We start from the raw sequence: 26,330 nt of genomic DNA, 5'->3' as shown, positions 1-26,330 counted from the left end.
CGCTCATACTCATTCGCCAATACCTATAAAGTGTTATCGGCAGCGAAAGTAAAGAGATAAGTCATTAATCGAATATTTTGAGCAATCCAGTGATTTTCTCTGGAATGCCTCGTTTTATCCGTTTCCTCGCGGTTTATTAATTGAAATATCATTTGGTTACTGGCCATTTATCGCCGCAGCCTGTTAGAAATAATTCACTCAGGATGTGCTCTCTATCGTGGGATAAATGCCCCGGATCGCCTATGCTAAAAGAGCGCGAAAAAGACTTTTTACTCAGATTTTCCGCAGACAAACTGATGTGATGATTAGATCATCAGGAACTGCGCCGAGGGTGAAACTGGGCCAGAGATAAACGGAGGTTTACCATGCGTATCTTGATAACCGGCGCAACAGGGCTGATCGGCCGCAGCCTGACCCAGCGACTGCTAAGCCTCTCGCACACCGTGACCGTGCTGAGCCGCGATCCCGAGCGCGCTAAACGGGTGTTAGGTCAACAGGTTACCTGCTGGTCTACGCTAGATGACCGACAGAACCTCGATGACTTTGATGCGGTAATTAACCTCGCCGGTGAACCTATTGCAGATAAGCACTGGACGGCGCAGCAAAAAGAACGTCTGTGCCAAAGCCGCTGGCAAATAACCGAGCGTATCGCCAATCTGATTAAAGCCGGTCAGCAACCGCCTAAAGTGCTAATTTCTGGCTCTGCCGTGGGTTTTTACGGCGATCAGGGCGACTCTTTTGTCACTGAGGAAGAAACTCCTCATGATGAATTTACCCATCAGCTTTGCCAACGTTGGGAAAATCTGGCGTTGGCGGCAGAAAGCCCGCAGACGCGCGTGTGTTTGTTGCGTACCGGCGTAGTGCTGGCTGCCGACGGAGGTGCCCTGGCAAAAATGTTGCCGATTTTCCGGCTGGGCTTGGGCGGACCTATCGGAGATGGACGCCAATATCTGCCATGGATTCATCTGGATGATATGGTCAATGGCATTCATTACCTGCTAACCAGCGACGAGCTGCACGGCCCGTTCAATATGGTTGCGCCTTATCCGGTACATAATGAGCAGTTCAGCGCCACGCTGGGGGACGTATTGAATCGCCCGGCCTTTATGCGCGTCCCTGCCACCGTTATCCGGCTACTGATGGGAGAATCCGCGGTATTGGTGTTAGGCAGCCAAAGAGCATTGCCGAAACGTATAGAAGAGGCTGGTTTCGGTTTCCGTTATTTTGATTTGGAAGAGGCGCTGCGAGATGTGCTGCAAAAGCCGCTTCCTCGTCCGCACCTCTAATTATCCATTTTTTGATTATTTCAATGCGCCTGAAAGAAACTGTTTCAGGCGCGCACTTTGCGGATTACCGAACAATTCGGCCGGTGGCCCTTCTTCCTCAATAACACCTTTATGCAGAAATATCACATGGTTGGAAACGTGGCGGGCAAACTCCATTTCATGAGTCACGACCACCATGGTTTTCCCTTCTTCCGCCAGTTTTTGCATAATTCGCAGCACTTCTCCTACTAACTCAGGATCCAGCGCCGAAGTCGGTTCGTCAAATAGCAAAACATCCGGCTCCATCGCCAGCGCCCGCGCAATGGAAACCCGCTGCTGCTGGCCGCCAGACAGATGAACCGGATACTTTTGCCGCGCCCGTTCATCAATGCCAACCTTATCCAGATAGCGAATCGCTCTCTCCTTCGCCACCGATTTGCTCAGGCCGAGCACCTGAATTGGCGCTTCCATAACGTTCTCCAGCACCGTCATATGGCTCCACAGATTAAAATGCTGGAATACCATCGTCAGGCGGGTACGCAACAGTTGCAGCTGTTTTTTATCGAATACTTTCAGTTGCCCGTCTTTATCACGAACTAACTTTATGTCTTGATTATTCACGCTAATCGAACCTTCACTGGGTTTTTCCAGAAAGTTGATACAGCGTAAAAAGGTGCTTTTCCCCGATCCTGATGATCCAATAATGGAAATCACGTCACCGGCTTTCGCCGATAGCGATACGCCTTTTAATACTTCATGCTCGCCATAGTGCTTATGCAGCTCGATCACGGCTAATTTGGTTTCGGATGTTGTTATCATCATTCTCTCCGTACTTGGCGCCAGCGGGGAGCCTGCGCATCCCTGATTTAAAATGCCCCATCCCGTAGCCCCGACGGGATAAACCTTTAATGCGTCGACTGCGGCTTAATATGTGCCAACCAACGCTTTTCCGCCTGACGAAACAGGCTGATCAAACCAAATGAAATTATCAGATACAGCGCCGCCGCGATGCCAAAAGCGTAAAAAGGTTGATAGGTCGCGGCGTTGATATCCCGCGCGATTTTCAGGATATCCGGTACGGTGGCGGTAAAAGCCAGCGCCGTGGAGTGCAGCATCAAAATGACTTCGTTACTGTAAGCCGGTAAGGCGATACGCAGCGCCGAAGGTAAAATAATGCAGCGGTAGAGCTTAAATCGGGAAAAACCATAGGCATTCGCCGCTTCAATTTCCCCCTGCGGCACCGCCCGGATGGCTCCGGCAAAGATTTCCGTGGTGTAGGCACAGGTATTCAGCGTCAGCGCCAGAATGGTGCAATTCAGCCCGCTGCGGAAAAAGGCGTTTAAAAACTCGCTGCCGCGCACAATTTCTAGGCTGTACATACCGGAGTAAAACACCAAAAGCTGTACGTAGAGAGGCGTACCGCGAAAGATATAGGTGAAGAACCATACCGGCAGGCTAATCGCGCGATTTGGTGAAACCCGCGCTACAGCCAGCGGAATCGCCAGCAGCCCGCCCATCACCACCGAAGAAATCAGCAGCCACAGCGTTATCGCCACGCCGGTAAAACGGTAGCCATCGCTCCAAAGCAGTGACTGCCAGTATTGATGCAGAATATCCATCATAGCTCAGCCCTCTTCACACCTTGAGAATAACGGCGTTCCAGCCACCACAGCACACCATTGGATAACGTGGTGAAGATCAGATAAACCGCACCGGCCACCATAGCAAAGAAGAACGGCTCGTAAGTCCCTTTACCCGCCAGTTGCGTGGCTTTAACCACATCGTTTAAACCCAGAATGGAGACCAAGGCCGTTGCTTTTAGGATCACCTGCCAGTTATTACCAATGCCGGGCAAGGCGTAGCGCATCATGGCGGGAAACATAATCCTACGGAATATCTTGCTGTGGGAAAAACCGAAAGCAGTCGCCGCCTCGATTTGCCCACGGGGAACGGCCATATAGGCACCGCGGAAGGTTTCGGTAAAATACGCGCCGTAAATAAAACCCAACGTGATAATACCGGCAGATAATGGATCAATATCGATCTGACTGAATCCCAGAGATTCAGTGATGGAATTTAAGATGATCTGCAAACCGTAAAAGATGAGCAGCATTAAGACCAAATCAGGCACCCCGCGAATCAGGGTGGTGTAACACTCAAATACGCCGGACAACAAGCGATTAGCGGATAATTTCCCCCCAGCGCCCACCATGCCTATCACCAAGGCCAGCAGCACCGAGCACAACGCTAATTCCAGCGTCACCAGCGCACCATCAAATATCAGTTTGGAATATCCATCCAGCATCGGTTTTTCCTGCTATCACTGAGTGTGGGTCTGGTTGGTTGTCAGAAATTGCCTCTGCCATTGCGGCAGAGGCTGAGCAACCTGTCGGTAAAACTAGTCGTAAACGTTAAAATCGAAGTATTTCTTCGCCAGCTTGTCGTAAGTGCCGTCTTTGCGCATTTCGGCAAAGGCTTTATCCAGCGCCGCTTTCAGTTCGGTATCATCTTTACGTAAGCCCATACCAGTACCCACGCCGAAGAATTTGTCATCTTTTACCGAAGGACCGGCAAAGGCATAATCTTTGCCGCCTTTTTGCTTCAGGAAGCCTTCGCTAGCTGCCACTTCATCCTGGAAGGCCGCGTCGATACGACCAGAAGCCAGATCGGCATAAATCAGATCCTGATTCTGATAAGCCACCACATCTACCCCTTTGGGCTGCCATAAAGCATTGGCAAACGCTTCCTGGGTTGAACCTTGCAATACCCCAATGCGCTTGCCTTTCAGAGATTCCAGCGTGGGTTGAATGGTCGAGCCTTTCTGGGCAATCAGGCGAGAGTTCGCCGCGTAGAGTTTGTCAGTGAAGGCAATTTCTTTCTGTCGTTTCTCAGTAATGGACAAGGATGCGATGATGGCATCGATTTTTTTCGCTTTCAGAGAGGGGATCAGCGCATCGAAATCGCTGTCGACAAAGGTGCATTTAGTATCAATGCGATTACAGAGTTCTTTCGCTAAATCAATATCGAAACCCACCAACTCACCGCTGGCATTTTTAGACGAGAATGGCGCATAAGTAGGATCGGTGCCTACTTTCAACGTCTTAGGTATGGCAGCAAAGGCGCTGCTGGCGGTTGCCAGAGCCAGTACCATAGAAATGGCCAATATCTGCTTTTTCATACATTACCCTCAAATTGATTTTCGATGCCACGGAGTACGTTGCTATTTTGTCGTCCCTGAGCTTTCGTAAATCAATTTGCAGTAATCGTGCCAGTAATGACGAATAATGAAAGGATTTCCATCAGTCCCATTATCAGCGCGATAACCACTAAAATCGACAGTTCGAAAGACGTCAGCGCCCGCAAACAGGACAAAATGCGAAATTCGTCCAACTACGCAGGAAACTAAGCAGGATCATTGTGGTGCATAATCTGTTTAATTTTAGTGCGATGTTGCACAAATGTATCAATTTGGGGAAATATTGTTAATTTGAGCCTTGCCAACGAACAAACAGATCCTGAGGCAATTCGATATCAAACTGATCTATTACCCGATTAACGGTTTGGTCGATAATATCCTGTACGCTGGTTGGCCGATGATAGAAAGCCGGCACCGGCGGCATAATAACCGCTCCTAATTCAGCAGCTTGTGTCATCAGGCGCAGGTGGCCTAAGTGCAGCGGCGTTTCACGCACGCACAGGACTAGCGGGCGGCGTTCTTTCAGCACAACGTCGGCAGCACGCGTGAGCAGTCCGTCGGTATAGCTATGTACAATGCCGGATAGGGTTTTGATCGAGCACGGTAGAATCACCATGCCTGTGGTTTTATAGGAACCGGAGGAAATAGTGGCAGCAATGTCTCGGGCATCGTGAACCACGTCGGCCAGCGCCTGTACATCTCGCAGGCTCAGATCCGTTTCCAGCGCCAAAGTTTGCCGGGCAGCATTACTGATAATCAGGTGGGTTTCCACATCAGCGACGCTTTGCAGCACCTGTAATAGCCGAACGCCGTAAATCGCCCCGCTAGCGCCGGAAATACCGATAATAAGTCGCCTCATGAAGAACTGCCTCAAACTGGCCGCGTATTCAAAGAAAAATGCGGAAAAATAATGGAATAGGGACAAACTGTGCCGTATCACAGAAATATTAGCAAGATATGACAAAAAAAGGTGCACCGCTTTGATTAGCCGGTTGCACCTTTTTAATACCCAGAAAGCCCCTTGGCACTTAACGCTGCAACGCTACTGAACCAGCGAAATAGCGTGCGGAGAATTACCCCTCGTTATGCATCTCAAGGTTTTCTGCTTCATTTTGACTACGCAACGCCTGAGCGTCATCGCTACGTAAAGACTCCAGATATTCCAGATAGCTCTGATCGACGTCTTTAGTGACGTAAATGCCGTTAAATACCGAGCATTCGAACTGAGTAATATCCGGATTGTCTTCACCTACCGCGTCAATCAAATCGCTTAAGTCCTGGAAAATCAGGGCATCGGCGCCGATCAGCTGTTTGATTTCGTCAACCTCACGTCCGTGAGCAATCAGCTCATTGGCACTCGGCATATCAATGCCATAAACGTTAGGGAAACGAATTTCTGGCGCAGCGGAAGCAAAGTAAACTTTCTTCGCTCCGGCTTCGCGAGCCATTTCCACGATCTGTTCGGACGTAGTGCCACGCACGATGGAATCATCCACCAGCAGCACGTTTTTATCCCGGAACTCGGCGCGGTTGGCGTTCAGTTTACGGCGCACAGACTTACGGCGTTCCTGCTGCCCCGGCATGATAAAGGTACGGCCCACATAGCGGTTTTTAACAAAACCCTGGCGATACGGTTTATCCAGAATACGGGCGATTTCTAACGCGATATCGCAGGAAGTTTCCGGAATCGGAATAACAACGTCGATATCCAGATCTTCCCATTCCTTGGCAATTTTAGCCCCTAACTTCTGACCCATGCGTACACGGGCGCTGTAGACCGAGATTTTATCGATAAAGGAATCAGGGCGAGCAAAATAGACATACTCGAACAAGCAAGGATTGTACTTAGGATTTTCTGCGCACTGGCGAGTAAACAACTGGCCTTTTTCGGTGATATACACCGCTTCGCCCGGAGCCACATCACGCAGAAATTCAAAGCCTAGCGTATCCAGCGCCACACTTTCAGAGGCAACCATATACTCATTACGGCCATCAACCAGGGTGCGTTTACCAATCACCAAAGGGCGAATACCGTTCGGATCGCGGAAAGCAACCATACCGTGGCCTATGATCATCGCTACGCAGGCATAAGCACCGCGAATAAGCTGATGCATGGCGGCAACGGCAGCAAAAATATTGTCTGTTTCCAACGGATAATGTTGGAAGCGATCCAGTTCGCTGGCGAAGATATTTAGCAGAATTTCTGAATCAGAAGTGGTATTCACATGACGGCGGGAGACTTCGAACAACTGCTTTCTCAGCTGGTGAGCGTTAGTCAGATTGCCGTTGTGAGCCAGCGTAATACCAAACGGTGAGTTAACGTAGAAAGGCTGGGCCTCAGAGGCGCTGGAGCTGCCGGCGGTTGGGTAGCGGACGTGACCAATACCCATATTTCCCTGCAGCCGGAGCATATGCCGGGTTTCAAAAACATCCTTCACCAAACCGTTCGCTTTACGCAGACGGAATCCATTATTGGCATCAATGGTGACGATGCCTGCGGCATCCTGACCTCGGTGCTGAAGCACCGTTAACGCATCATAAATCGACTGGTTTACCGGTGTAAAACCGGCGATACCGACAATACCGCACATGTGTCTTTCCTCATAAGCCGCTCCGAATCGGTAATTGATTCGGCAAGAAACTCGACGTGCTCTGCAGGTAGTCAAAGAACCACCTGATGATATAACTGAACTGCGGAATCAACTGCGACTGTTTCCAGTCTTCACTTTGTGAGAAGCCGGTAAAGGTATCCAGAAAGAACAGCATGGCGGCAACGATCAACACACCTCGCAGTGCGCCGAAACAGATCCCCAACACTCTGTCCGTTCCCGATAACCCGGTACGCTCAACCAGCGAGCCAATCACGTAGTTAACAATTGCTCCGACGATCAATGTCGCAATGAACAAGATGCCGATCGCGATGCCATTGCGTACGAGTTCGTCTTCAAAACGCGTGAAGTAAACGGCAAGATAAGCATAAAAATGGCTGGCAACAAAAAACGCACATCCCCATGTCACAAGTGACAATGCTTCACGGACAAAACCCCGGATCAAGCTGACTAAAGCAGAAAACCCGATAATTCCTATAATGACGTAATCAATCCAAACCATGACTATTCCAATGATGAAATCGCCCCTACATCCTGTTCGCGGCGAATTCTAACAGAAAAAGAAAACGTTTGCGTAGGGGAATTCCTGCGCTCCGATAAATAAAGTGCGGCGATTTTAAAAACAACAATCGCCGCACAAACTTAGCTATAACCCCTTGCCAGCCGTCGTTCTACCGCGGCGGGACAAGGGTAAATCACTTTAGCGGCCGGTATTGTATGCCTTAACCTGCCCGTTCAGGCCGCTTAGGGCATTCAGTTCAGGCAACGCCGATTGCAAATTCTGCTTTGAAGCATCCGGGCCAACGAATACGCGGGTAATTTCACCCTGAACCGGCGTAGCCGGCACGGTATAGGCGCGATGACCCGATAAGCGTAACTTCGCTACGATCTCATTCACTTTGGCCGCGTTTTTCAGCGCCCCCAGTTGAACCACATAGGCCTGTCCTGTCGGCGCTTTTTCTTCCACTTTCGCCTCAGGTTTGGTTTCTATCGGCTTAACTTCAGGCTTAGGTTTCACCTCAACCGGTTTAGGCGCGGCCTGTTTCTTCTCTATTGGTTTAACTTCTATCGGTTTAACTTCTATCGGCTTAACTTCTATCGGCTTAACCTCTACCGGTTTTGGCGGTACAGGCTTAGTTTCAATAGGCTTACTGACGACCAGTGGCGGAGTTGCAACGCTACCTGCATCGTTAGCTGCCTGAGAGGCTGATTCTTCACCTTTATTGGCTCCGAGGGCTTCCGCTGCACCTTCTGGCGGCTGCGTCGGTAAAGGCTGGTTCACCGGCGGCACCACGTCGATTTCTTCCGCATCGCCGGGCTTAGGTACTAATGGAATAGCGGCAAACTCATCCTCATAATGCTTTTTCTTACCATCCAGCAAACCGGGTAATAAAATGACGCCCAGCGCCACCAAAATGACGGTACCCACTAAACGGTTCTGGAATTTACTGGCCACTCACACTCCCCGTTTTCAATGCTTCCATCACATGAGCCACGGTAAGGAAAGACCCACACACGATAACCACGTCTTCCGCTGTCGCATCCTGCATGGCCTGACGCCACGCCGTTGCCACATCGGTAAATTGCCGCGATGCTTCAAGATGCTGCGCCAAAGCTGCCGCGCTGGCTCCCCGCGGCCCTTCCAGCGGCGCACAGTACCATTCATCAACCTGCGGGCTTAAACACGCCAGCGTACCTGGGATATCTTTATCCGCCAGCATCCCCACTACCGCGCGAACTTTACCCTGAGTCGCCGGTAATTGAGACAGGCGATCGGCGAGATAACCGGCGGCATGAGGATTGTGAGCAACGTCCAGAATCAGCATAGGTCGTTCACTGACAATTTGGAAACGCCCCGGTAACTGCGCCGCGATCAGCCCCTGACGGATAGCTTCCTCAGCGATCTGGAGCGGCGAATAGTGCAATACCGCCAACGCCGTGGCTGCATTAGCCAAGGGGACGTTTGGCAACGGCAGATCCTTTAGTTCAGAGGCTCCGCACTGCCAGTTCCAGCTAGAATCCTGTTGGCTAAATTTCCAGGCTTCATCGCGGCGATACAAATGCGCGCCCAACTCTTTAGCTACAGCGGCGATGGAGTTTGGCATATCCGGCTCGCCGACCACCGCAGGCTTACCGGCGCGGAATACGCCGGCTTTCTCGCGACCGATACTTTCGCGATCTGCACCCAGCCAGTCGGTATGATCCAACGCAATACTGGTTACGCCCGCGACGTCTGAATCCACAATATTGGTTGCATCCAGACGCCCACCCAACCCAACTTCCAGAATCACCACGTCCAGTTTTGCCTGTTTAAACAGATGCAAAGCGGATAGCGTGCTGAATTCAAAATAAGTCAGGGAAATGTCGCCGCGACCGGCTTCGATATAGGCAAAAGATTGGCTATGTTCAGATTCAGGCAACTCATGGCCTTGAATGCGAACCCGCTCGGTGTATTCCAGCAAATGTGGGGAACTGTAGACGCCCACTCGTAAACCGGCGGCGAGTAAAATCGCTTCCAGCGTACAGCAAGTGGTGCCTTTACCGTTGGTACCGGCGATGGTGAAAACGATAGGCGCCGGCTTTAGCAGTTCGAGCCGCTCGGCAACCTGTTTGATACGCTCCAGACCCATATCAATGGCCTGAAAATGTAAACGCTCAAGATAGTAAAGCCACGCGGCTAAAGGCGACGTGGCTTGGGGGATTTGATGATTATTCATGAGTCCCGTCACTGGCCTTGGATTCATTCCATGGTGTTCGCCAGGCAGAACGCCTGACAGACGCCGGTTAAATTACCCTGTGGTTAATCAACCTTTAGCTCGCAATTTCTGTCAGCGATAATCGGGCATCACTCGGTAAAAGTGATGCCCGCAGGCCGAATTAGCCTTCTACTGCATCGTCGTTTTCGACTACGACAGTTTTGGCTTCAGCCACGATAGGCTGCGGCTGGTTGGTCAGTTTAGACAGAATGCTGGCCAAGGTTTCACGCATGACCGGACGGCGAACGATCATATCAATCGCGCCTTTCTCGATCAGGAATTCACTGCGTTGGAAGCCCGGTGGCAGCTTCTCGCGCACGGTCTGCTCGATAACACGCGGGCCGGCAAAGCCGATCAGCGCTTTTGGCTCGGCTATATTAATATCACCCAGCATCGCCAGGCTGGCGGAAACGCCCCCCATGGTCGGATCGGTCAGAACAGAAATGTAAGGCAAGCCGCGCTCTTGCATTTTTGCCAACGCCGCACTGGTTTTTGCCATCTGCATCAATGACATCAACGCTTCCTGCATACGGGCGCCGCCGCTGGAGGAGAAGCAGACCAAAGGGCAATTGTCTTCCAATGCCTGTTCTACCGCGCGGACAAAACGTGCGCCCACTACGGAAGCCATTGAACCGCCCATAAAAGCGAATTCAAAGGAAGCCGCAACGATAGGCATACCGTACAAAGTGCCTTTCATTGCGACCAATGCGTCTTTTTCACCGGTTTCTTTCTGCGCTGCAGAAAGGCGATCTTTATACTTTTTGGAATCCTTAAACTTCAGGATATCCTTCGGCTCCAGTTCGCTGCCCAGTTCAACTTCACTGCCTGCATCCAACAATGTATGTAAACGCTGACGCGCCGACATACGCATGTGGTGATCACACTTAGGACAAACTTCCAGATTACGCTCTAGCTCGGCGCGGTACAGAACCTGCCCACAGCTATCGCATTTTGTCCACACCCCTTCAGGTATACTCGCTTTACGGGTTTGCGTGATGTTGCTTTTGTTAAGAATTCGTTCAATCCAGCTCATCGATGACCTTTCTGTTTGAACCTGGCCGATGCCAGTCCGCTGTTCATGCTGTAACCATCTCCCTGAAAACACTGCCAACAAAAAGTGCCCAAACACCACGCCAACGAAGCGTGATTAGGCACAGGTTCTCGGAGTGTCCGCAGGAACAGACCATTAATGTTACACATTAAACCATATTGGCCCGACACTGTGGATAAAAAACTGGTCGAACCCTTGGTTACTGCAACATTTTTACTTATTTTTCTGGCGGGTAGCCGCGCGGCGATGCCGCCAAACCTCAATAACACCCGGCAAAATGGAAACAACAATAATCACTACTATCAGTAATTTCAGATTGTTCTGCACAAAAGGCACGTTTCCGAAAATATAACCAGCATAGGTGAATAATAACACCCATACCAACGCCCCTATCACGTTATACGCCGCAAAGTGACGATAGGACATTTTACCCATACCGGCGACAAACGGCGCAAATGTGCGCACGATAGGAACAAATCGAGCCAAAATAATCGCTTTCCCGCCATGTTTCTCATAAAACTGGTGAGTTTTATCCAGATAGGCGCGTCGGAATATTTTCGAATCAGGATTGCTGAACAGCTTTTCACCAAATACGCGGCCAATAGTGTAGTTAACCGCATCACCGATAATTGCGGCGATCACCATTAAAACCACCATGGTATGTACATTGAGATCGTTGGTTGGCAATGCAGCCAGCGTGCCAGCGACGAACAGCAGGGAATCCCCTGGTAGGAACGGCGTCACAACCAGACCGGTTTCACAGAATAAAATCAGAAACAGGATGCCATAAACCCAAATACCGTACTGCGCTACCAACTCTGCCAGATGGACATCAATATGCAGAATAAAATCAATAACGAACCGTATGAATTCCATAAACACTCTCAATTAGCGAGCGCACCGCCGCCCACCTGAATCAGGTAGATGAGTTGCTCTAAATATATTGACTAGTCGCCCGGACACTATTCTCAACCCAAAGTCTTTCTTAGCCAAAAGTTATTCTCAGCTAAAAACCATGCTTAGCTAAAAGCTTTTCACAGCTAAGAACTCATCGTCAGCCAAAAACAACGGCCCCATAGGTACCTGAGGTAAATCAAAATGTTCCGGATAATCTACCGCCACTAAATATAACCCTTCGGCCTTCGCCGTTGCCGCCGCTTTGGTTCGATCTTTCAGCGCCAATAGCTCCGCAATCCAGTTTTCGTCTTGATTACCGCATCCAACCTCAATCAAGCTGCCAACGATATTTCGCACCATATGATGAACAAATGCGTTGGCCTTGATATCTACCACGATATAAGCGCCCTGTCGGGAAACTTTTACATGTTTTACATTTCGCCACGGCGTGCGGGACTGGCATTGCACCGCTCTGAACGAGGTAAAATCGTTTTCCCCCAACAGCGCCTGCGCCGCGCGCGCCATTTTTTCCGCATCCAACGGCATATAGCAGTGGGTCACGCCCTGCGCCAAAATAGCCGGACGATAGCGATGGTTATAAATCACATAACGATAGCGACGCGCGGTAGCGCTGAAACGCGCGTGGAAATCTTCACTGACGGTTTTTACCCAGCGCACCGCGATATCCGGTGGCAAATGGGTATTGACGCCCATGGTCCAGGCCGCATCTTTTCGCACCGCTGAGGTGACAAAATGTACTACCTGACCGGTTGCATGCACGCCTGCGTCAGTACGACCGGCGCACTGCACGGTGATAGGCTCGTTGGCCACTCGGGTCAACGCCGCTTCCAGACAGGCCTGCACGCTGGCCACTTCTTGCTGACGCTGCCAGCCAAAGTAGCGGCTGCCGTTGTATTCAATGCCCAGCGCGATCTTCAGACCCGCCGCCTGCTCCGGCTGCGGGGATAATTCAAGCTCAGACATTAGTACAGTTGCTCCTGCAACAGGCGCTCTGCGGTTTCGATTGCCATCAGCGCGCCGCCGAAGCGAATATTGTCGGCAACGGACCAGAATTGCAGAATCTCAGGAATACCGTAATCGTTACGCACACAACCAATACTCAGATAGTTGCTGCCAGAAGCATCGCTAACCTGCGTTGGGAAATCATCTTCTTCCGTCAACTGAATATCTTCACAGCTTTCCAGTTCACTGCGAGCTTCATCAGAAGCGATAGGACGCAAGGCTTCCAAATGAACCACTTGTGCATGACCGTAGAAAACCGGCGACTGAATGCAACTGACGGAAATCGGCAGGCCTTCGTCTTGCAGCACTTTGCGCACCTGATCGACCAAGCGGCGCTCTTCACGCACGCTGCCCTCTTCGTCCGCCAGCAGTGGCAAGACGTTAAACGCCAGCTGTTTCGGGAAGATAGCAGCTTCAGCCGGAATACCGTTCAGCAATTTGGCACTTTGACCGGCTAAATCATCCACGGCGGCTTTGCCGTGAGCAGAAGCCGAAATCAGGCTGGTAACGTGTAAACGGGACAAACCGGCCTGCTCGGTCAGCGGTTTGATTGCCGTCAGTAACTGGCTAGTGAGGCTATCGGCTACCGCTACGATATTACGGTTACGATAATCGGCCAGAACCTGCGGATTGACGCTTGGCACCACCAGCGGAACGTCGGGTTCCATGGCGAACAGGCCGCTGCTATCAATCACCAGACAACCGGAGTTACCGGCGTCCTCCGCATACAGCGCAGAGGCTTCGCTGCCTGCCACAAAGAAGGCCAACTGGGCCTGCGACCAGTCAAACTCTGCCACATTTTCCACCAGCAGGCTTTTGCCATTGAAACGCACCGTGGCTCCGGCGCTACGCTCGCTGGCCAGAGGATACAATTCACCAACCGGGAACTGGCGCTCTTGTAACAGCTCCAGTAAAGCTTCACCTACTGCGCCCGTCGCTCCTAACAGAGCAATATTCCAGCCGTCAGACATGTTGGTTTTCTCCACAATAATTCGTTCAAATACAAAGAGGCGGTCAATACCGCCTTGATAATCTAAATTCAGGTCATTTGCAGCGTTTAACTCGCTGACAAACTGAAATGCCTACAAAAGCTGAGTCGTGAAGCCCAGTTTTTGCAGTAATTCTGCGCTGGCCTCATCGTCGCACTGTACGCACAACGATGACCATTCACGACGTTCTTGATAATGCTTACGCAGCCGATCAAATTCGCCTTTAATACCGGCAACCTGTCGCAACGGCGCATCATCGCGGCGCACATCATACACCAAGTGCATTAATCGCTTTAATTTGCCTTCATCCAACCCGCCATTTAACCGAATATGGCTAAATTCCGGCTGAGGTAACAATGAGGACAATTCCACCGATTGCGGCTGACCAATATGCCGGCTGAAAGCTTCAAATACCTGCGTGGTGCCGCGCGCCTTGCCTTCCAGCGTATAACCGGCGATATGTGGCGTGCCAATATCCACCCGCGCCAATAGTGGCAGCGATAGCTCTGGCTCAGGTTCCCACACGTCCAATACCACGCTGAGTTTTTTACCTTTTTCCAACGCCTTCAGCAGCGCCGCGTTATCGACGACAGCACCACGACAGGCATTGATCAGAATACGGTTATCCGGCAGTGCGGCCAGCAGCTCGGCCTCCGCCATGTGCAGGCTTTGATAAGGGCCACTTTTGTTTAACGGCGTATGGAAAGTCAGCACATCCGCTTCCCGCACCAGTTTTTCCAACGGCCAGAATTCTTCTGAATCCCCCCGATCCGCACGCGGGGGATCGCACAATAACGTCCGAACGCCTAAGGCTTGCAAGCGCGCATTAAGCCGCGCCCCCACATTACCTACACCAATAATTCCGACGGTTTTATCACGCAGATGGAATCCATCGCGCTCCGCCATCATCATCAGGGCAGAAAAAACGTATTCCACCACCGCGAGAGCATTACAGCCGGGAGCCGCCGAAAAACCGATCCCCTGCTGACGTAGCCAGACCTCATCCACATGATCCGTGCCCGCGGTAGCGGTGCCAACAAAACCGATGCCAGTGCCTTCTAACAATTCCGCGTTGACTTTAGTGACAGAGCGCACCATCAGCGCGTCCGCGTGGGTCAAAGCCTCAAGGGGAATTGGTCGCCCCGGCACCGCCTGCACTTCACCTAAACGCTGGAACAGGTCCTTGGCGTAAGGCATATTTTCATCAACCAGAATTTTCACTTTGCTCTCCGACAGCGCGCTGCCATACCGATGAAAAAGATGGGCGCTATTTTGCCACTGAATGAACTCGAACCCAACGTTATAACTGAGGCTTTCTTCGGAAAATCTATTGTCCGCGCCGATAACGCTCCGGCGTGGTGCCTGAAATTTGCTGGAACATAACAATAAAGGCCGACGCCGAGCTGTATCCCACTTCCAACGCCACGCTATTTACGGTTTTTCCTTGTTCTAATAGAGAAATAGCATGTAAAAACCTCAGTCTTTGCCGCCACTCGCTAAAAGGCATGCCTAATTCCCTCTGGCAGCGGCGAGATAACGTGCGCTCGGTGCTGTAAACCCGTTTAGCCCATTGAGATAACGACGTATTGTCTGACGGACAGCGCTCCAACGCGGATAAAATGGGTGCCAGCAGTTTATCCTGCGAGGTGGGCAAATAAGTGCGTTGTATCGGTGATATTTTCAGTTGGTCGATCAACACCTGCACCAAACGGTGATCCTGCGGCGTCTGCGGCGCAGACATCCCGCGCGTAAAGCAATCTTCCAGAATGACATTAATGATCGGGCTAAAGTTAATCAGACAGGGAGAATCCGGCAGCTCTTTGCATAAATCCAACGCAATATCTATGGCCCGATATTGGGTTGGCCGCCGATTATAGCTAGAGTGCTCCATTCCGCTAGGTATCCATAGGCTGAACTCTGGCGGAGCAAGGAAGCGCTGCCCACCGACGCTCATGGCAACGACGCCAGATTTGACGCAAATTAACTGCCCATATTGATGAGAATGCGGCAAAAACTCCGTATCAGCATTGAGTTCCTCACAACGGAGCAACAGGGTTTTAGGTGGCGCAGCCAGCGCCTTGGGTAGCAAGGAAAAAGCCATCATTGAGACACCATGGTTAATCAGATTGTTGTGGCTAAGGCGTTCGCTACCGAGCAAATGTCTTAATTGCGCTGAATCTTGTCCGATTATCAGTATATATAATAAATCAGACAGGAGTAGACTAGCGTACAAGTTAGTTTAAATGAGAATAGTTATCATGAATGTGCTTTTCCCTCTGTTCGCGGTGATCATTTGGTCGGTCAATGCCGTGGTCAGTAAAATCTCTGCCACGGCTATCGACCCAGCGGCAATCTCTTTCTATCGCTGGTTACTGGCGTTTATCACCCTTACCCCTTTTTTACTCATGGGCGTGATTCGCAACTGGCCGGCGATTAAGGTTTACTGGTGGAAACTGTTCATTCTGGGCCTACTGGGAATGGTGTTGTATCAAAGCCTGGCTTATTATGCGGCACACAGCGTTAGCGCCCTGTTTATGGGGATTCTCAGCTCGCTTATTCCGTTGTTAACCGTATTAATCAGTATTGTCGTACTGCGGGTTGCTCCCACAGTAGGCATCGCTTTAGGCAGTATTTTATCGCTGGGTGGACTGGTGTGGCTGGTGAGCGCTGGCGATCCGGCGCAGTTGCTACAGCACGGTATTGGTCAAGGTGAGGCGATGATGCTGGCGGCCTCTACCTCTTACGCTCTGTACGGCGTACTCACCAAACGCTGGAATATTCAGCTACCTAACTGGCAATCTCTGTACATGCAGATTGTGTTTGGTGTGCTGTTGTTAATCCCTAATTTCCTGCTGGCAAGCGATGTGCAGCTTACCGCGCAAAATATTCCGTTGGTGCTGTTTGCCGGTATCCCTGCGTCAATTATCGCGCCTTACCTGTGGATTCACGGCGTGATGCGTTTAGGTGCCAATACCGCATCGATTTTTATGAATCTGACTCCGGTATTCACCGCCATTATCGCCGTAAGCTTCCTGCACGAACAATTACACAGCTATCACCTGATTGGCGGGGGAATTACACTGGCCGGTGTCATTCTAGCGCAACGTCTGCGGATTCCACTACGTAAAACCCCAGCGCCAATTATTGAAATCAAGGTTGAATCAACCACCAATCAGCAAACGAATAAAAGCTAGCTGATTGAAAAACCGGTGCATGCCTTCCAGCCTGGAGCGATTTTTGTTCTGGCTGGGACGGCATATTTTCATTCGCAATACCAATAAATGAAAACTGTTCCGCATTAGCGAAATGTCAGCAAATGAAATTCTCTGCAATACTATTATTTTCACTCTCAACCCTGAACATAGACATCTAATATACTAGTTAATTATCTAATAAAATAATCACTTCTTGAAAGCGTTGTTAATAATGTTTAGCAATAATATCATCTCCACTAATAAATATGAGATGATTACTATGCCAAAAGTGACAAACTTAACGAATAGTACACAACTGGTATTAAAGCCTCTCTCCGATGAAGTGCGTAGTGGATTTGGTTCAAAGCTCCAAAAAATCAATCAAACATCTACACCTTCCTTGTTAAGTAAAACCCAAAAGAATCAAAACAAGAACAAAGACAGTATATTTATAAAATCAATCAATGTATTTAATACATCAAAGAAAAACAAGCTTGGGAATATGAGTAAGTCAATTCATAACTACCATGCATTGGCCAAAAAACACAGAATTGAACAACCATCAACTTCATCAATAGATGACGCGTTGCCAACAAGAATAAAAATAAACGAAAAACTTGATGATGCAACCATCAGTGCTATAGGAAACGACATTAGAAACTGGTTGCAAGAGTATATTGACACCCCTAAAAATCAAGAATTACATATCGGTTATCTGTTAAGCGAAATTAATAATGAAAATAAAGATATTCATAAATATATAGAGCTACCTGAGATTTCAGGGAAAAACATAGTCAGAGTAAGGCATTTACCGACAGAACCGGAAAAAATAGCCGAACTAATTCAACAAATATTAAAAGGTCACGGTAGTGGAACTCTCTCTAATAAATTAGATGATATCTTAAACCAAAATGGCGCACTGAACAGAATATTCAAAATTACCAGAATAGCTAAAGCGTTTAATAGACTTCTGGGTGGAAATATTAAAATAGAAGTACGTAAGCATCCGTTACCAATATCAACCATTGAAGAACCGCAGTTAATTATTAAAGAATTTGTGCCAACTCAAGCTGACATTGAAAAATTGAAAAGTGATATTGAGAATAGTTATAAATTATACTTAACATGTTCTCAAATCAGTAAAATCTTTAAAACCTTATTAAACATAAGGCTTAATGGCAATTACCAATCAGATATAAAAAACACCAACACAATCAACCATACATTAGCCCTTTCTAAAGCAGATATGCTTGAAGGTGATTACCAAACACTAGAAAAAAACAAAAAAACCATTGACGAGTATACTAACGCTCACTTCAGCAAATTCGATGCTGATTCAGTAGCATTGCTAGAATTAAAAAACCAGCCACCACTATTACTGAGCAGTAAAACAGGATTGCAACCAATCATCAGAGATGCAGTAAACAACTTAAAAATACATAATTCCCCTAAAAGTTTTTGGTGGAAAGTCGCAAGTTTTATTTTCCCTAACAAACACGCTGCTCAGAATGAGAAATATCAAAACATAAGAGATTCATTGATTTATGTATATGAATCAATAAATAAGCTTAAAGATATACAGAAATTTGAAAATGTGGAAAATACGACCTGGCTTCAGGATCTGGTGTGTACCCTATTGCTTCAGGCTACGCCTGAAAGATATTCCATTGGTTTCTTCAAACTCCCCTCACCAGAATATACCGCATGGAATACAAAATTGGCTGAATGGGGGGCTGTTAATTAATGGCGGTTACCAAAGTCTATTCAGGCTACGCCAGTATTGGATAAAAAACTGCACCTTACTCAGTGGATATCCAACTGAATAAGATGCAGTCCAATGTACTATCGGATTTTTACTATCTTAATTTAATCAGAAACTGGCCCACCACAACCGCAGTTTCATACCCCACAAACTGGTCCAGCCGCTGGTGCTGCTGACCATTTCTCCGCGATATAAAATTGCGATGGTCGGAGTAACCCCTATCTGCCATTGGGCCGAGAGTTGCCCCGAAGGATCGTTTACCACCGGCAAACGCTGACCTTTCTTTGCCAGCCACTTTTCTACCTGCTGGTTATCTCCGGAGCGCAGCGCTACGGTCATCACATTTTCCCCTTGAGCAGCCAGGGTGTTCACGCTAGGCGTAGTAAATTTACATACGCCACACCAGCTGGCCCAGAAATATACCAACAGCGGTTTTTCCTCACTCAGCGCTTTCAGAGACACCGGCTGCCCATCCAGAGTGACCAGTGATTCCTCCGCCCAGCTCGGCGGCGCCTGCGGGCTGCGCAGCCAATCCATAGCAACGGTCAACGCCAGCACCACCGCCAGCAGGATTAGCAGCTCACGGCTCCAACGTTTCAGTCGGCTCATTTTTCCGCCTGCGCCAGTTGCGCTTTAACAATTTCTTCTAGTTGATCATAGGATATTGCCCCTGGCACCATTTGGTCGCCGATTAACGTGGCGGGAGTCCCTTGAATACCCAGTTGATCGGCCAGACGCAGGTTAGTCCGCAATACGTTCAGGCTCTGCTCCGTGGGTTCCACCGCAACTACGCCGGTTTTTTTCTCGGCAGCAGCGATGCTCGCTGCATCATGGAAACCTTTTTTCGCCATCAAACGCTGATGAAACGGTAAAAATTGCTCCGGATGCTGTTGCCACAGCGTCAGAGCCACCTGGGCGCTGCGTACTGAACTTTCGCCTTTAAATGGCAACGGCTTGATCACTAAAGCCACCTGAGGATAGGTTTTAACGATCTTTTCCAACAGTGGATCGAAGGTTTTGCAATACGGACAGTTGTAATCGGTAAAGGAAACTAGCGTTAACTTCGGATTTTCCGCTCCCAAACGCGGGCTAGCTGGGTCCTGATACAGATCTTTTTCATTGGCTTTAATCAAGGCGCTCAGTTGCTTACCTTGCTCATCGTTAGCCTTTTGCTGCCACGCATTAACCGATTTTTCCAGAATTTCCGGATTAGAAATCAGAGTTTCTCCGATCAATTCTTTAATACGCAGCTCTTGCTCTGGAGTAAAAGGTGCCGCGAATACCGGCGCAGTTATCAGGGAAAGTACCAACAGAGTGACGATTTTCATGATTTATTTCCTTTAGCGGTGGCTAAAACGTCTAGCAGAGATTCACGGCTTAGCAGAGGGGACAGCACCACGCCCTGCGGGCTATTTGGGCCGTAGATTTGATTGAAAGGCACGGCAACGCTGCCGCGTTTACGTAAGAACGCCGTCATCTCTGGCGAAGGGCGCGTCCAGTCACCGCGTAGAGCGACTACGTCATCCTCCATCAGAGCCTTTTGCACGTCATCGCGCATCAATACGTTGATTTTATTGACTTTGCAGGTCACACACCAGTCAGCGGTCACGTCGACGAAAACCCGCTTGTTTTCCTTCAGCGCCTGCTGAATCGCAGTTTCACTGAGCGGTTGCCATGGCACACGATCGTGCAGCGGTTTACGCCACAGATCCGCGGTTAACGCGCCGACCAGCAACGCCACGCCAATCACTAACAGGCTGATTAGACTGACAATAGCGGCAATACGCACACCATAATGACGCCCAATAGCCAGCAACAAAGCCAACAGGAAAATACCGGCAATAATCCCGGTCCACAGGATGCCGATATGGCTGCTCAACAGGCTGATTAACCACAAACAGGACGCCAGCATTAACAGTCCCAATATCCCCCGCAGATGGTTCATCCAGCGGCCAGGGCGCGGCAGGCACAACGCCAACTTCGGCCAGGCGGCGATCAACAACCAAGGCAGACTCATTCCAACCCCGAGCGCAGTAAAAATGCCCCAAAGTGCCGGAAGCGGAGCGGCGAGCGCAAAAGCCACGGCCGTGCCGAGGAAAGGCGCGGAGCAAGGCGTCGCCAGCAGTGTCGCCAATGCGCCTTGCCAGAAATGCCCACCCAAGCCGTTGCCACCCTGAGTCGCAATGCGGGTCGTCGCCGAGGAAGAAAGTCGCACTTCAAACAGACCAAACAGATTAGCGCTGAATAACGCCGTCACCAGCACCATAAAGCCGATAAACCACGGGCTTTGGAACTGAATCCCCCAGCCGAGGGCGTGGTTGCCAAGACGTAGCGCGGTCATCAGCAACGCCAATAGCCAGAACGAGAAAAGAATTCCCATCGACGAGGAAATAAACTGCAATCGCACGCTACCGCGGCTTTGGTTTTCAACCTGCAAAACCGAGCCTAACTTCATCGCCAGTACCGGGAGTACGCAAGGCATCAGGTTCAGAATCAACCCGCCGGCCAACGCCATCAAAATCCACTGCCAATAGGCGGTGGCGGTATTAGGCAGCGAAACGCTATTCCCCAGTTTAACGGTGGCTTCCTGCGCCACGCCGCCGTCGCTGATCACCAGCGTTAGATTTTTCCCACGCAGATCCGGCGCGCTGTCACCCCAGCCATCGCTAGCCGGAACCCGAACCACCAGTTGCTCACCAGAAATGGCAATCACCGGTTTGCCCAAATCAGCATCATCGAGAGTGTCAAAGAACAGTTCTGGCTGCTGCCAACCCGCACGGCGCTGAGCTAAAATCTGCACTTCACCGTTACCATAACCGGCGGAAATCTCATCGACCAGACCGCTGGTTATCGGCACCTGCCCTAAGGCTTGCGCGAAATCGTAGTCAAAACGCGGATTGGAGCCGGTTTTACTCAGATCCAAACGGAAAGGATAATCCGTCAAAATACAGACGTTGCTACAGGTTGATAGGGTCAGCGTTCCCGATAGCACTGAATCCGACGTACCCGAAATCACTATCGGCAAGGAGACATGCTGTTGATAGCCTTGCGTAGAGATTCCTGATACATCAAAGCGTTGCGGCGTTGGCCAGTGCCATGTCACTTGGGCTGGCGCATGATCCCAACGTATCGACGGTGCAATACCGCCTTCGCCCGGCGAACGCCAATAGGTTTTCCAACCCTTTTCCAACGCGACCGACAGCAATAGGCGCGTATCGCCTTCGGCGGTAGGTTCAGCGCGCAGCCGTACCTTGGCATGGTCATTGAGCGGACTGATGAGCCAACCGCTATCCGCAGCCCACAGACTGGGCAGCCATAGCAGCGAAAGACAGAACAAGGCTGTCTTGAAAATATTGCGCATTACTTTTCTCCAAAAATAGATTAATCACACCAAATCAACTGGCGGAGTCGCTATTCCCGGAAAATGCAAAATCGGAGGTGCACCCTTAATCGACTGGGTGAAATGGCGCGCCGCGGCGGAAACCGCATCACGCACGGAGAGATTGGAACCAATAACAGTAACAATAATCCCAAAGCAAAATACGTCAGCTCAAACAGCACCGTTGGCGCGGCCAAGAGAGATTTAGCACTTAGCTCACAAGGTGCCTGTGACGTTTGCTCGTCGTCAACCGTCTGGCTCAGGGAAGTCAGGCCGAAATTTTGTTCTAACGCGTGCATGCTAGCCATGCGCTGAGTCATACATACTAGTACGACCAGACAAGCCAGACAGAGGAACCATTTTGCAATGCGTTGTTGATGAACCATTTAAGCCCTATTTTTCGTTGTGTACTCATCTTAGCGACATAATTAAGATTATCAATGCCCACAACATAAACATTCATCTAATAAAACCCAAGCCGGACTGTATTGATTGGACAAATTTACAGGTATTATAGCCCCAGCCTGCGCCAATCGCCGGGTAACCATGATTTTATTCCTAGCGAAGGACGGGTGAAATGCAACCTTTAAACGGCTCCGGCGCCCCTATAGCCAGCGATCGCACCACAACCGCTGTGCCGAACAAAACCAGCCCGTTGAACAGCGGTGACGATCAGGCGTTAACTCCGGCTCAGCGTACTACGCTGGAAAAGCTGATCGTACGAATTATGGCGCTCACGCCGGTAAAGTCGGCGGAAATATGGGCTACCCTACGCCACGATTTATCATTAACTAATACCGCAGAGCTGCTGGCACGACATTTTCAGCCGGCGGAACAGTTGCTGCAAACCCGTTTGGGTCAGGCGCAGGAAAATCACGCTAATCACCAGTTACGCCAACAGTTGACCGAACTACTACCTCAAGGGAATAACCGTCAGGCAGTCAGCGACTTTATTCGGCAGAACTTTGGCCATACGGTGCTCAGCCAGCTAAGCCATCAGCAATTACAGCAAGTCTTCGTACTACTGCAATCCGGTACGCTGACCATCCCGCAGCCGCAGCTTGCCGCCGTAACCGATCGCCCGCTATTACCCGCCGAGCACCAAAGCCTGCAATCGCTGGTCACCAAACTCAGCGCTGCAACCGGTGAACAGCCAGCTAAAATCTGGCAAGGGCTATTTGAGATGATTGGTATTAAGCATACCGATCCGCTTCCCGCTCGTCATTTTCAGCTTATGAGCCAGTTCTTACAGACCAAAGTCGCCCTCAGTCAGCAGGCCGCGCCAACGCTAGTAAGCCTGCAAGCCGCATTGAAACAGCCGGTAGATAGCACTGAGCAGAAACTGTTAACCGATTATGCTCAGCATCGTTTTCAGGCCAGCCCAACCACGCCGTTGACTCAGGCTCAGCTTAACGATGTCATTAACGTGCTATTTTCCAACCGCTTGGATCGCGCAATAACGATACAGCGCAGCGACGAACAAGGCCCGATTCAGCCGATTTACAATCCGTTTATCGCCGCACTGCCTGCTCCGTTGCAACCACTGCTGAAAAAGCCCTCGTTGGCCTTTATCGCTTTGATTATCGCCTTCGTCGTATTATTTATACTGTTTATCTGATGATTGGTTGGCTCAGGATTACCCCTGAGTCAGCTACAGCAACACCCAGCCCACCAGCGCTCCCCATAGTAATAACGGCAGTGAAAATGCGTGAAACTTCAGCCAGATACTAGGCTCTTTGGCCATTCTTAAGGCAATAAGATTTGCCATGGAACCAATTGCTAATCCGAAGCCGCCAATATTGACCGCATAAGCCAGCAAAGCACTGGAAGGCACGTAATTTAATAACAGGATCGTCGCGGGCACATTGCTTATGATCTGCGAAGAACCGATTCCAAGCAGATAAATACCCGATGGTGGCAATGTACTGATACCACCAAACAGGCTTTGCAGCGCCGGTAATTCCGTCAATAGTCGAATATCGATAAACATGGCCATAAACACAAAAATCAGGCTCCAGTCGATATAAAGCAATACCCGTCTGGCCAGCAGTAATAGCCCGATTGATACCGCCATTAACCCATAAAGACCCCAGCCTAAATCGACGCTAACCACAAACAAAATATACAGCACCAGACAACTCAGTAATAAACCCGATTGATACGGATATTCTGGAGTATCACGACGCTTACTGATTTGACGAGCGGGGAAAAACAGCCAAGTCAGCCCAAATAACGTCATTAACATTGCCGCAGCTAAAGGCAGCATTTGCTGCGTAAAGGTTAAAAATGACAGCTCAGATTGACTCCACAGCAGGATATTTTGTGGATTTCCAATCGGCGTCAGCAACGAACCAGCATTGACCGCAATGGCTGAAAAAATAATTAACCGACTAACCGGCAGCGATGACATTTTTTTTAAGGTCAGAATCAGCGGCACCACGATAAACAGAGCGACATCATTGGTGAGAAATGAGGAAAGCAAAGCCGCTGATAATACCAAAAACAGCGCCATATGCCGTTCAGTGTGGAGTTTATTAATTATCTTACGGCCAATAAAATCAAAATAACCGCTCACCTCTACGCCCTTGGTCAACAGCATAAGTCCCAGCAAGGTAATGATGGTGGTCCAATCGATATAATCAGGGAAAGCGTGAATTTTCTCTGGCATCCAGAGACTCAGCCCAATCCCCACCAGCAGTAAAATATGCAGCAGACGATCGCGTAAAAAAGGTTTAAATAACGTATTCAGGCCGGTACGCAGAGAAATTGATCCAGTCATAGAAAGCGTTGACCATTGAGAAGAAATTAGCCTCAGCTTAACCGAGAGAGCCGGAGCAGTAAAATACGGCAGGAGTTACTCTCCTGCCGCGAATAGCCGTTTAGATATGAGTATTTTCCTTCATTGCCTGTCGGAAATCGTCCATAGAGCAAAAACCTTGGGCATCAATTGGGCAGCCTTCAATTTCCAACGTGACGCGCTCAGGCGGCGCTTGCAAACTCAGCGGCGTTTTATTGCGAATCTGTTCGGTTGAAAGATAGATATATTCAATCTTCATCAGATCTTTATTATTTTTTGTGTCTTTCCAGCGTTCAAATACTACTTTTCCGCTGATCGGCGTTTTCTCATACTGATTAGGTAATTGATAGTCTTTGGTTTTCATGGCGGCTAGCAAAGAGGCAATATTAGAATCATGCCCTACCAGCACCGCTAATTTAGCTTGCTGCGCCAATTGCTCATTTGGCGTTTTCTCTCCCACCGGATCTAAAGCAGCATGAATAAAATTAACCAGTTTCTCGGCGGCGTTATCCGCTATTGCCGGTGAACCAAATAAGGTTTCATGATATCGATTTTTTATTTCCTGCAATTGCTTCCACTCTTCCGGCGAAGCAATTCGCCCCCAAGCCACGTCTTTTAGCGGGAAACCCTCATAGTATTGCAGCATAAAGGCGTCAGACGCGCCGGTACCCAACTTCAACGGCCCGGTCATTCCCGGTTCCTTGTTTTGCACCAGTGAAATTACGTTGGGTTGCTCGCTCCAATCACATTTTTTATCCTGCAAACAGGACGGCGAGTTTTTAAAATCCAATATCCGCGACAGTATTTGATAATTTGGCTGCAAACGCTGATTGAGTCCTGCTATACCACCGGGGCCAGCGTGCTGATTAATTGATGCTAATGCCTGAGCTTTAAATTCGGGCGTCACATCCAAGGTAATTATGGGATTAAATACCGGATCCATTTTGCCAATGTCTTTTTGGTGATGCACCGGTACATTACAGCCGGGAAAAGCCCCAAATAGGAAATGCTGAGCCGTATCTATAGTACGTGGCAAACTATTGGCGTAGGTAAATACCTTGCCGTCTCCTGGGCAACCCTGCGCTGTCAGTAATTTATTTTGCACCAGCCACTCGCGGAAGTAACCGCCGAAAATAGCCTCAACTTCCGCGCCTTTTGGCGTTAACAATCCTCCGGGCGTTTCCCATTTCGGCCATTGAAATGGCGTCGCGCTAGACAAAATATCACCATAGTTAACCAACGGCGCACGAATACCGTGGCGGCTCATTACCAATACCTGCTCCAACTGATAACCGTTTTGTTCAGACCGAACATTATTGCCCCGATCCTGCGCTAAGGCCACTTCTGCAGCAGGTAATAACAGGGCAAGCAAAGTTAACGATGCGGCGGTTTTCACTTTTATCATCCCAGGC

General features: G+C 49.6%; 25 protein-coding genes. 4 read left to right on the top strand and 21 right to left on the bottom strand.

From position 1 onward, the window contains the following. Nucleotides 1-365: 365 nt before the first annotated feature. Nucleotides 366-1,286, top strand: a complete 921-nt coding sequence (locus DBA33_RS06190; protein WP_064517185.1) for a TIGR01777 family oxidoreductase — start codon at nt 366-368, stop codon at nt 1,284-1,286. Nucleotides 1,287-1,301: 15 nt separating this feature from the next. Here the strand turns inward: DBA33_RS06190 and hisP are convergent, their stop codons facing one another. From hisP to DBA33_RS06110, 15 genes are all read right to left on the bottom strand, one after another. Next, nucleotides 1,302-2,087 carry a histidine ABC transporter ATP-binding protein HisP gene (gene hisP, locus DBA33_RS06185; RefSeq protein WP_064517183.1) on the bottom strand — a complete coding sequence of 262 codons (786 nt, stop codon included), beginning with the start codon at nt 2,085-2,087 and terminating at the stop codon, nt 1,302-1,304. 83 nt (nt 2,088-2,170) lie between these two features. After that, complete coding sequence (locus DBA33_RS06180; protein ID WP_064517182.1) at nt 2,171-2,887, bottom strand: ABC transporter permease; 717 nt, start codon at nt 2,885-2,887, stop codon at nt 2,171-2,173. Continuing rightward, nucleotides 2,884-3,570: a histidine ABC transporter permease HisQ gene (locus DBA33_RS06175; RefSeq protein ID WP_064517180.1), complete on the bottom strand. Its 687-nt coding sequence runs from the start codon at nt 3,568-3,570 to the stop codon at nt 2,884-2,886. The genes DBA33_RS06180 and DBA33_RS06175 overlap by 4 nt, the downstream gene beginning before the upstream one ends. A 93-nt stretch (nt 3,571-3,663) precedes the next feature. Further along, nucleotides 3,664-4,443 carry a lysine/arginine/ornithine ABC transporter substrate-binding protein ArgT gene (gene argT, locus DBA33_RS06170; RefSeq protein WP_064517179.1) on the bottom strand — a complete coding sequence of 260 codons (780 nt, stop codon included), beginning with the start codon at nt 4,441-4,443 and terminating at the stop codon, nt 3,664-3,666. Between the two features lie 304 nt (nt 4,444-4,747). Continuing rightward, nucleotides 4,748-5,320: a UbiX family flavin prenyltransferase gene (locus DBA33_RS06165; RefSeq protein ID WP_049597006.1), complete on the bottom strand. Its 573-nt coding sequence runs from the start codon at nt 5,318-5,320 to the stop codon at nt 4,748-4,750. A 214-nt stretch (nt 5,321-5,534) separates the two neighbouring features. Beyond that, nucleotides 5,535-7,052: an amidophosphoribosyltransferase gene (gene purF, locus DBA33_RS06160; protein ID WP_064517177.1), complete on the bottom strand. Its 1,518-nt coding sequence runs from the start codon at nt 7,050-7,052 to the stop codon at nt 5,535-5,537. Between the two features lie 10 nt (nt 7,053-7,062). Further along, a complete protein-coding gene (gene cvpA / locus DBA33_RS06155) occupies nt 7,063-7,572 on the bottom strand; it encodes a colicin V production protein (RefSeq protein WP_120805887.1) in 510 nt (169 codons plus the stop codon). Between the two features lie 198 nt (nt 7,573-7,770). Then, nucleotides 7,771-8,526, bottom strand: coding sequence for a cell division protein DedD (dedD, locus tag DBA33_RS06150; RefSeq protein WP_120805885.1), 756 nt, complete (start codon nt 8,524-8,526; stop codon nt 7,771-7,773). Then, nucleotides 8,516-9,787 carry a bifunctional tetrahydrofolate synthase/dihydrofolate synthase gene (gene folC, locus DBA33_RS06145; protein WP_120805883.1) on the bottom strand — a complete coding sequence of 424 codons (1,272 nt, stop codon included), beginning with the start codon at nt 9,785-9,787 and terminating at the stop codon, nt 8,516-8,518. The genes dedD and folC overlap by 11 nt, the downstream gene beginning before the upstream one ends. 160 nt (nt 9,788-9,947) lie before the next feature. Continuing rightward, nucleotides 9,948-10,859: an acetyl-CoA carboxylase, carboxyltransferase subunit beta gene (gene accD, locus DBA33_RS06140; RefSeq protein ID WP_064517170.1), complete on the bottom strand. Its 912-nt coding sequence runs from the start codon at nt 10,857-10,859 to the stop codon at nt 9,948-9,950. A gap of 231 nt (nt 10,860-11,090) precedes the next feature. After that, a complete protein-coding gene (locus tag DBA33_RS06130; protein WP_064517168.1) occupies nt 11,091-11,753 on the bottom strand; it encodes a DedA family protein in 663 nt (220 codons plus the stop codon). Nucleotides 11,754-11,900: 147 nt separating this feature from the next. After that, complete coding sequence (truA, locus tag DBA33_RS06125; RefSeq protein ID WP_064517166.1) at nt 11,901-12,758, bottom strand: tRNA pseudouridine(38-40) synthase TruA; 858 nt, start codon at nt 12,756-12,758, stop codon at nt 11,901-11,903. Continuing rightward, entirely contained in the window at nt 12,758-13,768 is a 1,011-nt protein-coding gene (locus DBA33_RS06120) for an aspartate-semialdehyde dehydrogenase (RefSeq protein ID WP_064517163.1), read from the bottom strand. The genes truA and DBA33_RS06120 overlap by 1 nt, the downstream gene beginning before the upstream one ends. Nucleotides 13,769-13,879: 111 nt before the next feature. Beyond that, a complete protein-coding gene (pdxB, locus tag DBA33_RS06115) occupies nt 13,880-15,007 on the bottom strand; it encodes a 4-phosphoerythronate dehydrogenase PdxB (RefSeq protein ID WP_064517161.1) in 1,128 nt (375 codons plus the stop codon). 106 nt (nt 15,008-15,113) lie between these two features. Further along, nucleotides 15,114-15,887, bottom strand: coding sequence for a helix-turn-helix transcriptional regulator (locus DBA33_RS06110; protein ID WP_120805932.1), 774 nt, complete (start codon nt 15,885-15,887; stop codon nt 15,114-15,116). Between the two features lie 157 nt (nt 15,888-16,044). On the opposite strand from DBA33_RS06110, the gene DBA33_RS06105 reads away from it, so the two are divergent. Next, entirely contained in the window at nt 16,045-16,980 is a 936-nt protein-coding gene (locus DBA33_RS06105) for an EamA family transporter (RefSeq protein ID WP_064517157.1), read from the top strand. Nucleotides 16,981-17,260: 280 nt separating this feature from the next. Further along, a complete protein-coding gene (locus tag DBA33_RS06100) occupies nt 17,261-18,724 on the top strand; it encodes a hypothetical protein (protein ID WP_128821783.1) in 1,464 nt (487 codons plus the stop codon). 126 nt (nt 18,725-18,850) lie between these two features. Here the strand turns inward: DBA33_RS06100 and DBA33_RS06095 are convergent, their stop codons facing one another. From DBA33_RS06095 to DBA33_RS06080, 4 genes are read right to left on the bottom strand one after another with little or no spacing between them, the layout of a single operon-like run. Continuing rightward, nucleotides 18,851-19,351 carry a protein disulfide oxidoreductase gene (locus DBA33_RS06095; protein ID WP_064517152.1) on the bottom strand — a complete coding sequence of 167 codons (501 nt, stop codon included), beginning with the start codon at nt 19,349-19,351 and terminating at the stop codon, nt 18,851-18,853. Further along, nucleotides 19,348-20,070, bottom strand: a complete 723-nt coding sequence (locus DBA33_RS06090; protein WP_064517150.1) for a DsbA family protein — start codon at nt 20,068-20,070, stop codon at nt 19,348-19,350. The genes DBA33_RS06095 and DBA33_RS06090 overlap by 4 nt, the downstream gene beginning before the upstream one ends. Beyond that, nucleotides 20,067-22,103: a protein-disulfide reductase DsbD domain-containing protein gene (locus DBA33_RS06085; RefSeq protein WP_064517148.1), complete on the bottom strand. Its 2,037-nt coding sequence runs from the start codon at nt 22,101-22,103 to the stop codon at nt 20,067-20,069. Before DBA33_RS06085 ends, DBA33_RS06090 begins: the two co-directional genes overlap by 4 nt. Nucleotides 22,104-22,153: 50 nt before the next feature. Continuing rightward, nucleotides 22,154-22,507, bottom strand: a complete 354-nt coding sequence (locus DBA33_RS06080; protein WP_071925607.1) for a copper resistance protein — start codon at nt 22,505-22,507, stop codon at nt 22,154-22,156. A gap of 191 nt (nt 22,508-22,698) precedes the next feature. On the opposite strand from DBA33_RS06080, the gene flk reads away from it, so the two are divergent. Further along, on the top strand, nt 22,699-23,739 hold the full coding sequence (flk, locus tag DBA33_RS06075; protein WP_064517146.1) for a flagella biosynthesis regulator Flk: 1,041 nt from the start codon (nt 22,699-22,701) through the stop codon (nt 23,737-23,739). A gap of 33 nt (nt 23,740-23,772) precedes the next feature. Here flk and DBA33_RS06070 read toward each other — a convergent pair whose 3' ends face one another. Together DBA33_RS06070 and agp are read right to left on the bottom strand one after the other, a co-directional pair. Further along, nucleotides 23,773-24,900, bottom strand: coding sequence for an SLC13 family permease (locus tag DBA33_RS06070; protein WP_120805879.1), 1,128 nt, complete (start codon nt 24,898-24,900; stop codon nt 23,773-23,775). A 100-nt stretch (nt 24,901-25,000) separates the two neighbouring features. Then, nucleotides 25,001-26,323 carry a bifunctional glucose-1-phosphatase/inositol phosphatase gene (gene agp / locus DBA33_RS06065; RefSeq protein WP_120805877.1) on the bottom strand — a complete coding sequence of 441 codons (1,323 nt, stop codon included), beginning with the start codon at nt 26,321-26,323 and terminating at the stop codon, nt 25,001-25,003. Nucleotides 26,324-26,330: the final 7 nt, after the last annotated feature.

Origin of the sequence: Yersinia sp. IP36721 (assembly GCF_003634395.1) — a bacterium.
GTDB lineage: Bacteria > Pseudomonadota > Gammaproteobacteria > Enterobacterales > Enterobacteriaceae > Yersinia > Yersinia entomophaga.
The sequence above is the reverse complement of the archived record's forward strand: the minus strand, read 5'-3'. Positions and strand labels throughout refer to the sequence as shown.